This window comes from Roseateles sp. P5_B10, from assembly GCF_056400485.1.
Window position 1 is genome coordinate 24,199 of sequence record NZ_JBFULE010000008.1, and the last position, 10,645, is coordinate 34,843.

11 protein-coding genes are annotated in these 10,645 nt (G+C 68.2%); 2 read left to right on the plus strand and 9 right to left on the minus strand.

Translation table 11 applies throughout. The annotated features are described in order from the left end of the window. Positions 1–108: 108 nt before the first annotated feature. Together AC1DU6_RS01600 and AC1DU6_RS01605 are read right to left on the minus strand one after the other, a co-directional pair. Complete coding sequence (locus tag AC1DU6_RS01600) at positions 109–2,622, minus strand: putative bifunctional diguanylate cyclase/phosphodiesterase (protein ID WP_477855926.1); 2,514 nt, start codon at positions 2,620–2,622, stop codon at positions 109–111. 95 nt (positions 2,623–2,717) lie between these two features. Next, positions 2,718–3,278: a DUF2242 domain-containing protein gene (locus AC1DU6_RS01605; RefSeq protein WP_457322376.1), complete on the minus strand. Its 561-nt coding sequence runs from the start codon at positions 3,276–3,278 to the stop codon at positions 2,718–2,720. A 300-nt stretch (positions 3,279–3,578) separates the two neighbouring features. Between AC1DU6_RS01605 and AC1DU6_RS01610 the strand changes: the two genes are divergently transcribed. Further along, positions 3,579–4,241 (plus strand): hypothetical protein, encoded by a 663-nt coding sequence (locus AC1DU6_RS01610; RefSeq protein WP_457322378.1) that lies wholly within the window; start codon positions 3,579–3,581, stop codon positions 4,239–4,241. 26 nt (positions 4,242–4,267) lie between these two features. Next, complete coding sequence (locus tag AC1DU6_RS01615) at positions 4,268–4,723, plus strand: OsmC family protein (RefSeq protein ID WP_457322380.1); 456 nt, start codon at positions 4,268–4,270, stop codon at positions 4,721–4,723. Between the two features lie 136 nt (positions 4,724–4,859). Here the strand turns inward: AC1DU6_RS01615 and AC1DU6_RS01620 are convergent, their stop codons facing one another. The 7 genes from AC1DU6_RS01620 to AC1DU6_RS01650 form a co-directional block, all read right to left on the minus strand. Beyond that, positions 4,860–5,621, minus strand: coding sequence for an ABC transporter ATP-binding protein (locus AC1DU6_RS01620; protein ID WP_457322382.1), 762 nt, complete (start codon positions 5,619–5,621; stop codon positions 4,860–4,862). Between the two features lie 4 nt (positions 5,622–5,625). Then, positions 5,626–6,387 carry an ABC transporter permease gene (locus AC1DU6_RS01625; protein WP_235531765.1) on the minus strand — a complete coding sequence of 254 codons (762 nt, stop codon included), beginning with the start codon at positions 6,385–6,387 and terminating at the stop codon, positions 5,626–5,628. After that, positions 6,384–6,818: a cupredoxin domain-containing protein gene (locus tag AC1DU6_RS01630; RefSeq protein WP_056191195.1), complete on the minus strand. Its 435-nt coding sequence runs from the start codon at positions 6,816–6,818 to the stop codon at positions 6,384–6,386. Before AC1DU6_RS01630 ends, AC1DU6_RS01625 begins: the two co-directional genes overlap by 4 nt. Beyond that, positions 6,815–7,387: an SCO family protein gene (locus AC1DU6_RS01635; RefSeq protein ID WP_477855927.1), complete on the minus strand. Its 573-nt coding sequence runs from the start codon at positions 7,385–7,387 to the stop codon at positions 6,815–6,817. The genes AC1DU6_RS01630 and AC1DU6_RS01635 overlap by 4 nt, the downstream gene beginning before the upstream one ends. Continuing rightward, positions 7,384–8,424 (minus strand): ABC transporter substrate-binding protein, encoded by a 1,041-nt coding sequence (locus tag AC1DU6_RS01640; RefSeq protein WP_457322388.1) that lies wholly within the window; start codon positions 8,422–8,424, stop codon positions 7,384–7,386. Before AC1DU6_RS01640 ends, AC1DU6_RS01635 begins: the two co-directional genes overlap by 4 nt. A gap of 143 nt (positions 8,425–8,567) precedes the next feature. Further along, positions 8,568–9,839 carry a Glu/Leu/Phe/Val family dehydrogenase gene (locus AC1DU6_RS01645; protein ID WP_457322390.1) on the minus strand — a complete coding sequence of 424 codons (1,272 nt, stop codon included), beginning with the start codon at positions 9,837–9,839 and terminating at the stop codon, positions 8,568–8,570. Positions 9,840–10,040: 201 nt separating this feature from the next. Then, positions 10,041–10,645 (minus strand): hypothetical protein (locus AC1DU6_RS01650; protein ID WP_477855928.1); only part of this gene is annotated, 605 nt, incomplete at its 5' end.

The following is a 10,645-nucleotide window of genomic DNA, read 5'->3' on the forward strand; positions in this document are numbered from 1 at the left end:
GCAAACGAGTGGCAGACCCCGCAGATCCGGGGGAGGTTCGCCTTCGCCTGAGGACGGCCGCGCGACGGTACGGACCCCTGAAAGCCGTCAGGCCGCCGACTTGGCCGCTCAGAATTCGCCGCCGCTGAAGCGCGTGTCAGGCAGCTGCAGCAGGCTGCGCAGCTGCAGCCGTGTCGACGGCCAGACCGTCAGCGGGGGATTGACGGAGTCGAGGTGGGCCTCGCGCGCGGCGCCCAGGCCCTGGCGGTGGGCCAGCTCGACGAAGGCCTGGGTGGCATCGCGCGGCAGGGCCTGGGCGAACAGAAAGCCCTGGCCCAGGCTGCAGCCCAGCTCGGTCAGCACCYGGTGCTGCTCGGCAGTCTCGATGCCTTCGGCCACCGTGTGCAGGCCCAGGGCCTGGGCGAGGTCGTGGATGGCCGCGACGATGGCGCGTGCCGTCGCGCCGGCCTGCGGGTGGTCGAGATCGGCGATGAAGGCGCGGTCGATCTTGAGCTGGTCCAGCGGCAGGCGGCRCAGATAGGCCAGCGACGAGAAGCYGGTGCCGAAGTCGTCCAGCGCAGTGCGCACACCCAGGGCGCGCAGCCGCGTCAGCAGGTCGATGGCGTGTTGGCTGTCCTTCAGCAGGGCCGATTCGGTCAGTTCGATCTCCAGGCGGTCGGCAGGCAGGCCGGTGCGCTCCAACGCCTCCAGCACATGCAGCTCGATGGGGCTGCGCTCGAACTGCAGGGCCGACACGTTGACGGCGACGCGCAGCTCGCCCGGCCAGCGCGCTGCGTCGCGGCAGGCGATGAGCAGGGCCCAGGCGCCGATGGTGATGATGAGGCCGCTGTCTTCGGCCAACGGGATAAAGACGGCCGGTGGCACCAGGCCGCGCACGGGATGGCGCCAGCGCATCAGCGCCTCGAAGCCCCGCAGCTTGCCCGTGGCCAGCTCGATCTGTGGCTGGTAGTGCATCTCCAGTTGATCCGCGTCCAGCGCCAGCCGCAGGTCGGCCAGCAGGGCGAGGCGGTCCTGGGCGGCCTGCTGCAGGGCCGGCTCGTAGAGCACGAGGCGGTCGCGCCCGGCGGCCTTGGCGGCGAACAGGGCCAGGTCGGCAGCGCGCAGCAGCGGGTCGGCCGCCTGGGCATGGCGTGGCGCGCAGGCCGCGCCGATGCTGACGCGCACGTCGATCTCGTTGCCGTCGATGGAAACCGGCACGCGCAGGGCCGAGCGCAATTGCTTGCCCAGGCGCTGCATGGCTTCGGGGCTGAGCTCGCCGCGCAGCAGCACGGCGAATTCGTCGGCGCCCAGCCGCGCGACCAGGTCGCCGTTGCCGCGCCGCGCTGCCAGGCTGTCGTGCAGCCGCTCGCCCACGGCGGCCAGCAGGTGGTCGCCGGCGGCATGGCCCAGGCTGTCGTTGACCTGCTTGAAGCAGTCCAGGTCCAGCAGCAGCACGGTGCACGGCGAGATGGGCCCGCCGCCGCCGAGATAAAGGGCCAGGCGGCGGTGGAACTGATGGCGGTTGGCCAGGCCGGTGACGGTGTCCTGGTCGGTCAGGCGCAGCAGCTCGCGTTCGCGCTCGCGCACCTCGCTGATATCGCTGCCCACGCCGCGCCAGCCGCCGTCGCCTTCCAGGCGCCGCCCGCTGAGCGTCCACCAGACATCCTCGCCGCCAACCCGCAGATGCAGGGCGTGATCGCTCAGCGGTTCGGTCGCCAGCAGCGCGTCGCCCAGTCGGTCCAGGCGCTGCTGGGCGTCGGCGTTGTTGGCGGGCAGCTGGTGGGCCAGTACGGCCAGCAGCGGCTCGCCGATCAGGTCCTGCGCCCGCTGGCCCAGGCTTTCGGCCATGCGCTGCGAGACATGGCGCAGCCGGCCGTCGCGGCCCAATTCCCACAGCCAGTCGCTGGCGTGATGTTCGAAGTCGCGCAGCAGCAGCGACACCGTGAGCCGGTCCCGTGCGGCCTCGTGCTGGGCGTGGCGGCCCAGCAGGAAGAGGCGGGCATTCAGCAGTGCTGCCATGCACAGCGCGATGGCGTACAACGGCAGCAACGGCAGCAGCCCGTCCATCCAGGGAAGCGGCAGCAGCGCGATGCCCACGGCCAGCGTGCCGCAGGCGCCCAGCACCCAGCCGATGGCCACGGCGGGCAGCAGCGCGAACATCCAGGCTGCGGCGGCAATGGCGCCGGCCGCGGTGGCCACCAGCGGCGCGTGCAGGCCGGGCTCGGCCTGCTGGGCAACCTGCAGCAGCAGCACCGCGTCCAGCACGCCGCCGGCAAAAAGGTCCAGCGCCAGCAGCAGCCCGGCACGGATGCCGCGCGGCGGCGCGTCGGGTGGGCGGCGGTGGCGTTCATGCCGCCACAGCGCGAAGTTGAAGCCGTTGAGCGCCACCAGTGCCATCAGCGTGGGCGCGACGGGCAGCAGGTCGATGCGCCCTTTCAGTGCCACCAGCAGCAGCGCGATGGYGATGGCCGTGGCCACGACCGAGGCAGGCAACTGGCCGACGACGGCGCGCCACTGGTCGTCCCGCAGCTTGGCCGCCTCTGCCGGATCGCCCGGCACCTCCCAGGCGGCGTGGATCAGCCGCTTGAACCCCGCCAGCGGCCACCGGGCAGGCAGTGCAAAAGGGGGCAGTGGCTCGGCCATGGCGAGCCCATCCTAGGCGGGCCCTGGCCGGCGTGGGTGTGACGCAATGCCGATTCGTCCGCAATCAGCGCGGCGCAAGCTTCACGGGCCCAGGGTCAGCGCTGTGCCGTGTTCTCGCGCACCATGCGCTGCATCAGCGTGAAGAAGCGGTCGTAGAACTCGCCCGCGGGAATGGTCTCGGAGGCCACCTTGACGAGGGAGTCATCGCTCGATGACAGCGGCACCGAGATCGAGCCCAGCGCGCTGACGCCGAGGCTGGCGGCCTGGTTGCTTTTCTTCAGCGCGTAGCGGTCCTGCTGGGCGCTGACATAGGCCGTCGCGATCTGCTGCTTGGGGCCATCGCCGACGCAGACAACGTTGAATGCGATCTCCACATGCACCTCGCCCGCGGGCTGGAAGTGCTTGGCACCGCGCACGACGCCGCTTTCCGCCTTGCTGATCACATAGCCCTGGCTGAGCAGGGCGCGCCGGGCGGCCTCGCAGGTGTCGTCGACATTGGCGTCGAACAGCCGCGAGAAAGTCTCCTCGGCAGCAAAGCTCTCACCCTGGTAGACCGATTTCTCGGCTTTCGTCGACCTGGAGGGCAGGCCGCCGCAGCCAGCCAGCAGCGTGAGGAGCAGGAAGGCGGACAAGGTCAGGGAGCAGAGGCGATGCATGGGTCGATTATTCCGTCCGCGAAAGGGCGCTTTGTTGCCGGGCGGGCGCCGGGGCCCGCGCGCAACGCCGCCGGGCCGGGATCCGATGACAGGGACATTCAGGGGAAGGTGCGGCATTCAGCGTGCCCATCAGCCGGGCAGACGGAACGCGAAGCGGCAAGGCTGCCACGGACGGTGCAGGCAGGCGGCAATGTAAGCGCGGGCTCACAACGCTGAGCTCTGCGATGCCCATCCGGACCGGCATCGACCGTTGATCGGGTTTTGCTTCATATGCGGCCATTGAGGGCGAAGATGCGCCGCATGAAGCGCCGTACCTTTGCATTCGCCGCACTGCTGCCGGCTCTGGCCTGGGCCGAAGAGACTGCTGAGTCCGCGTTCGGCGGCCATGGCATGGCCGTGTTCGGCGGCCGCGAGGGCCTGTATGCCTCGCACCTGCCGATGTTCCACACGCCGCATGACAGCCAGGTGCTGCTGCGCTTTCACCTCGCCGATGCGGCGGCCGACAAGTCGCTGCGCGAGACGCTGGCCCGCCAGCCCAGCCTGTGGACCTTCGACCCCGAGGCCTTTGACCTGCTGCGCTTCACACCAGGCCACGCCAAGCCGCTGCGCGAATTCAAGGCGCGCTTCTTCGCGGGCCACTTCGAGCGTGGCGGCAAGCCACAGTCGGCCGAGCAGCGCGTCGTCGTCGATGAGGTGATGCTGTTTCGGCGGCTGAGCCCCGCTCAACGCGAGGCATCGACCGGGCGCTATCGGCTGATCGGCAAGGGCAGCGAGTGGTTCGCGGTCAAGACCATCGACCGCCGCCCGGACTTCGACCACATCGTGCGCCTGAAGGCACCCCAGGTCCGCGGCGAGGTCGATGTGCCGCTGCAGGGCGTCGCCAGGCCTGGCGCCACTGTCCAACGTGCCTTCAAGGCCAAGGGGCTGACCGAGATCTACTTCGAGACCGACGACCTGCGTTGAGAATCGCTTCCAACCCAGGAGGCTTTATGGACAACCCCAGCGTCACCCTGATCCAGCGTCAGGGCTACCAGTTCGAACACCATTACGCGCCGGAGCTGCCGGTGCTGCTATCGGACGAGCCCGTGCCCTTCGGCACCGGGCTGGGGCCCGACCCGGTCGAACTGCTGGCTTCGGCCATCGGCAATTGCCTCTCCGCGTCGCTGTGGTTTGCCTGCCAGAAGTACAAGGACGACCCCTCGCCGCTGCGCACCGAGGTCAAGGCGACCGTCGGCAGGAACGAGCGCGGACGCAACCGCGTGCAGGGCCTGGCGGTGGACCTGCACCTGGGCAAGCCAGCCGACCAGCTCGGCCACATTCAGCGTGTGCTGGACACCTTCGAGGACTTCTGCACCGTCACGCAGAGCGTGGCGCCGGCCATTCCCGTGACGCTGCGCGTGCTGGACAGCACTGGTGCGGTTCTGAAGCCCGCCGCGGCCGTGTGAATTCTTTGCGGGTCGAGCGCCGGGCCGCTCCCTAGCCGGTCCGCGCTGGCGATGTGCTTGCGGTTCGATACCGCGAGCATCGCCGTCCCCTCGGGGGACCGGCCAAGGTACTCCTTGGCCGAGGGGCTTCATTTTTCTAAGCGGGCATTTCCAGGCCGAGTTCCTTCAGGATCGCCTCGCGCAGCGCATCCATTTCCGGGCTGATCAACCGCCTCGGATGCGGCATGTCCAGCTCGAAGCGGGCCTGGATGCGCGTGGGCCGGGGCGACAGCACGAGGATGCGGTCGGCCATGTAGAGGGCCTCGTCGACATCGTGGGTGATGAGCAGCACCGTGTGCTTTTCTTCGGCCAGGATGCGCAGCAGCTCGTTGCGCATGCGCAGGTTCATCAGCGCGTCCAGCGCCGAGAAGGGCTCGTCCAGGTACAGGATCTCGGGCTTGACGATGAAGGCCCGCGCCAGCTCCACGCGCTTGAGCATGCCGCCCGACAGCTCGTGCGGGTAGGCGCCTTCGAAGCCCTTGAGCCCGACCATGGCGGCGTAGTGGTCGGCCAGCTTGACGCGCTCGGCATCGACGCCATGCTCCTGGCCGGTCAGGCCGAACATCAGGTTCTGCTGCACCGTCAGCCACGGGAAGACCGAGCCGTATTGCGAGATGACGATGCCCTGGGGGCTGGGGCCGGGATGGGGCTGGCCGTCGATCAGCAGCGAGCCGCCGTCGGTCTTTTCGAAGCCCGCGAGGATGTTCATCAACGTCGACTTGCCGCAGCCGGAAGGGCCGACGATGGCGACGAACTCGCCTTCGGCGACATCGAAATCCACACCCTGGATGACGGGCAGCTGGGCGCCCTTGGCGGACTTGAAGCTCTTGGTCAAGCCGCTGACGGCGATCTTGGGCATCTTGTTATCTGACATAGCGCCACCGCACGGTCTTGAGTTTTTCGAGCAGGCGGGTCACGCCGTCCAGCAGCAGGCCGATGACGCCGATGAGGATCATGCTGGCGATGACGAGGTCGTAGCGGTTGCCGGCATTGCGCGAATCCATGATGAGATAGCCCAGGCCCGAGCGCAGCGCGATCATCTCGGCCGCCACGACGACCAGCCACGCCACGCCGATGCCGATGCGCATGCCGATGATGATTTCCGGCAGCACGGCCGGGATGACGACGCGGCGGAACATCACCGCGCGCGACACGCCGAAGTTGGTGGCCGCGCGCAGGTAGCGCCGATCGATGGTGTGCACGCCCGAGGTCGTCTGAACGATCAGCGGGAACACGGAGGAGATGAAGATCAGGAAGATGGGCGAGGTGTCGCCGACGCCGAACCACAGGATGGCCAGCGGGATCCAGGCGATCGGCGAGATCGGCCGCAGCATCTGGAAGATCGGGTTGAAGGTGCGGTAGGCGCCGGCCACCCAGCCCATCCACAGGCCCAGCGGGATGCCGATCAGCATGGCCAGGCCGAAGCCGATGCCCACGCGCATCAGCGACGCCGTGATGTGCTCCCACAGCGTGCCGTCCTGGGCCAGCTCCAGCGTGCCGGTGACGACGGCCCAGGGCGTCGGGAAGATGGGGCTCTCGGTGTAGACGACGATGCCCCACCAGGCCGCGATGACCAGGGCAATGACCGCCAGCGGCGGCAGGATTCGATTCAGGCGCAGGTTCACCGCCCCTCCTTCCAGTGGTTCTTCATGAGGCGTTGCCAGCGCCATTGCAATGCTGGCCAGCCGCGCGCTGGCGTTGGCGCGACGACGACGGCCATCTGGCCGCTGGCATGTGCGCTGCACGCGAAGCTATAGGTCGATGCGACCTCGAAGGGCAGGCGAAAACTCTGCCCCGGCATGATGAGCACGGGGCCGAACTGCTGCGGCACCTCGTCGCGGTTGCGCAGCAGCAGCACGTCGTTCAGGCCCAGCGTCAGGTCGATGCGATCGGGCAGGATCTCGACCTTGTCACCGGCCATGCGGCGGGCATAGGTGCCTTGCGGGATCTCGAACAGCTCGTCGCGCGTGGGCAGTTCGATGGGCGCCAGCGCCGCCCAGGCCACCAGGGCCAGCGGCAACGTGACCGGCAGGAGCCAGACCCAACGCTTTCTCACTTCGAAGCCAAGAACAGCTTGAGGTCGTGCACGAAGTCCTTGGCCTCATGGCCATAAGGCATCATGGCCCGCAGCTTGCCGGTGCGGTCGATCAGCCAGACCGACGTGGAGTGGTTCATGCCGTAGGCGTTGCCTTGCTGGGGCGCGATCTTCTCGGCGACGACGCCATAGCGCTTGCGCATCGCGGCCAGCTTGTCCGGTGCCTCGGTGCCGCCGATGAAGGTCGGGTCAAACGCGGTCAGGTATTGGCGGATGCGCGGGATGTCATCGCGCTCGGGGTCCACCGTTACGTAGACGACCTGCACGTCCGCCGCGTCGGTGCCCAGCTGCTTGCGCGCCTGGGCGAGCGTGGCCAGCGTCGTCGGGCAGACCTCGGGGCAGTGGGTGAAGCCGAACACCAACAGCACCAGCCTGCCCTTGAAGCGGGCGAGATTGAGGGCGGCACCGTCGCTGCCCTGGAGAGCGAATTCGGGCGCTGCCTGGGCGGGCTCGAAGACGCCGGCCTTCAGCGTCGGCGCAGCCTGCGCCGTCAAAGGCAGCGCGGCCCACAACAGGGCGCGGCGTTTCATATCGGGATGGGCGCGGCCTTGGCCGCCTTGACGAAACTGTCGTCCACGTATTTCTCGTAGGCCACCGGGGCCTTGAGCGTGCCGGCCTCGATGGACAGCTGCATCAGGTCGTCGAATTCGGCGCGGATCATGCGCAGGTCGCCATAGGTGACGCGGTCCGTCGGGTTCTCCATCACGAAGCGCAGGATGTTGGGGTCCTGGTTGAAGAACTTGCGGCCGGCGGCGATCTGGATGGCCTTCTCGCGGTTGGCGGCCTGCAGGTCCAGCCAGTTGCCGGCACCCTGCACGTGGTTCACCAGGTCCTGCACCAGCGGCCGGTTCTCCTTGATGAGCTCCTCGCGCACCGTCAGCACACAGCAGATGTAGTTGCGCCATTCGTCGCGCGTCATGCGCAGCGGCCTGGCATAGCCGGCGCGCTGGGCCGAGGCGCCGAAGGGCTCGCCGGTGCAATAGGCGTCCACGGCCTTGGCGAAGAGGGCGGCCGGCATGTCGGGCGGCGGCATCTCGACGATCTGGATGTCCTTGGGCGTCATGCCCTCCTGGGCCAGCATCTTGCGCAGGAACAGAAAGTCCACCGCGAAGCGGCTGGGGATGGCGATGCGCTTTCCGCCCAAGTCCTTGAACTTCTTGTAGGGCGAGTCGGTGCGCACCATGATGACGGCGCCCGAACGGTGGCCCAGCGAGACGATCTTGACGGGGATCTTCTTGTCGGCGAGGTCCATGACCAGCGGCGCCAGCATGTAGGCCGCCTGGATGCCGCCGGTCATCAGCGACTCTTTGATCTCCGGCCAGCCGTTGTACTTGCTGTACTCGAACTGGAAGGCCGAGCTGCCGGAGGCCTTGTTGGACGCCAGGCGTGCCGAGCAGGCCACCGGCAGCGTCAAGTTGCAGGTGACCGGCAGGCCGCCGACGATCAGCGGGCCGGATGCGGCCGCCGCGGGCAGGCTCAGCGCCGGYAGCGCCGACGCCAGCGCGCCGCGCAGCAATTGCCGGCGATCGAGGCCGGCGCGGGGGGATTCAGGCAGTTCGTGAGTCATGGGCAGGGCGCATGACTTTGCCAACTTCTAGGGGGCTGTCCATGCGGGCTGACCGAATTGTGCCTACTTACCTACCTTGAAACCGAGTAGCCGCCAGGCCTTGCGGCGGCTGGCGGCGGTGCATGGGCGGGGCCCAGCGCGGATTACGGGTACAGGCCGCGCTCCTCGCGCGCCTGCAGCACCCGCGTGCAGGCCACCGTGAAGGCGGCGGTGCGCAGCGTGATCTTGTGCAGCTCGCTGGTTTCCCAGATGTGTTTGAACGCGCCGATCATGATCTTGTCCAGGCGGACATTGATCTCGTCCTCGGTCCAGAAGAAGGACGAGAAGTCCTGCACCCACTCGAAGTAGGACACGGTCACGCCGCCGGCGTTGGCGATCACGTCGGGCACGACGACGATGCCGCGGTCGGCCAGCACGGCCTCGCCGTCCGGCGTGGTCGGGCCGTTGGCGCCTTCCAGCACCAGGCGGGTCTTGATGCGCTTGGCGCGCTCGGCCGTGATCTGGCCTTCCAGAGCGGCCGGGATCAGCACATCGCTGGCCACGTCCCAGAAGTTCTCGTCGCTGATCTTGTCGGCACCGGCAAAGCCCGCCACACCCTTGTAGGCGGCCACGTGGTCGAGCAGGCTCTGCATGTCAAAGCCGTTCTCGTTCAGGATGGTGCCGGTGTGGTCCTGCACGCAGACGACCTTGGCGCCATTGGCGGCGAACAGCTTGGCGGCGATGGAGCCGACGTTGCCGAAGCCCTGCACCGCGATGCGCGCGCCTTCCAGCGGCTGGCCCAGGCGGCGCATCGCTTCGCGGCCGACGACGAAGACGCCGCGGCCGGTGGCGGCCACGCGGCCGAGGGAACCACCCAGCTCGATGGGCTTGCCGGTGACGACGCCGGTCGCCGTGGCGCCGGTGTTCATCGAATAGGTGTCCATCATCCAGGCCATGATCTGGCCGTTGGTGTTGACGTCCGGCGCCGGGATGTCCTGCTGCGGGCCGATGATGATGCCGATCTCGCTGGTGTAGCGGCGGGTCATCTTCTCCAGCTCCTTGAGGCTCAGCAGCTTGGGGTCGACGCGGATGCCGCCCTTGGCGCCGCCGTAGGGCAGGTTCACCGCGGCGTTCTTGATCGTCATCCAGGCCGACAGGGCCATCACTTCTTCCAGCGTCACGTCCGGGTGGTAGCGCACGCCACCCTTGCCCGGGCCGCGCGTCAGGCTGTGCTGCACGCGGTAGCCCTCGAAATGGGCGATGCTGCCGTTGTCCAGCTCGATGGGGATGTCGACGATCAGCGCGCGCTTGGGGCGGCGCAGCGTCTCGACCCAGCGGGCCAGGCCGCCGAGGTAGGGCTCGACCGCATCGATCTGCGACAGATAGGTTCCCCACGGGCTGTTTCGCGTCGGCGAAACAAAGGACAGGTTGGGCATGAAACGCTCCGTAACTTTGAGTGGGCCGAACGGTAGCGCGAAGCTCCGCTCCCTCGGTAGCGCTTGTCTAGCCAAGTCCGTATGCGCCCATGCAYGCAATGCATGGCAACGGTTTCGGGTGCCGGATTTCACGGCGGCGTACCGCGTCGGGCAACAAAAAACCCGGCCTGGGGCCGGGTTCAAAGGACGGGCGCAGCGACCCTATTGGGTGGCCAGTGCGCGCTTGAAGTCGGCGTCGTCGAACAGTTTGCCGACCAGGGTCTTGTAGAGCGCGCCGTATTGGTTGATGGCTGCCGGCAGGGCGATCGCGCCAACGAAGGACGATTCCCAGGTGGACTCGGCAATCACTTCCTTGTCGAACACCGTCTTGCCTTCGCGCTTGATCTGGATCTTGGCGGCCAGCCGTCCCTTGCCGGTGCTCATGCCGGCATCGACCATGCTGTCGGTCAACTGGCCTTCGATGACGATCTTGGACTTCGAGTCCAGCAGGCCTGCGGCCGTCAGCTCAGCGGCGATCTCATCGCGCAACTGGCCCGCGAAGCTGCCGCCTGCCGGGCTGAGCGACGAGCCACGCAGGCCGCCCAGTGTGGTGTCCATCTCGGCCGGTTTGCCGGCGGCGAGCTTGAAGCTGCCGACCTGGGCGGGCACGAGCTTGGTGGCGCGCAGCTTTTCGGCGTTGGCGGCGCTGGGCGCCGGGGCGGGCATTTTCACGGACGCACAGCCCGTCAACGCGGCCAGCAGGACGACCAGGGCCAGGCGCTGCGTGGTGGCCCGGGAGGAGAGCAAGGCATGGATCATGGTTCGGT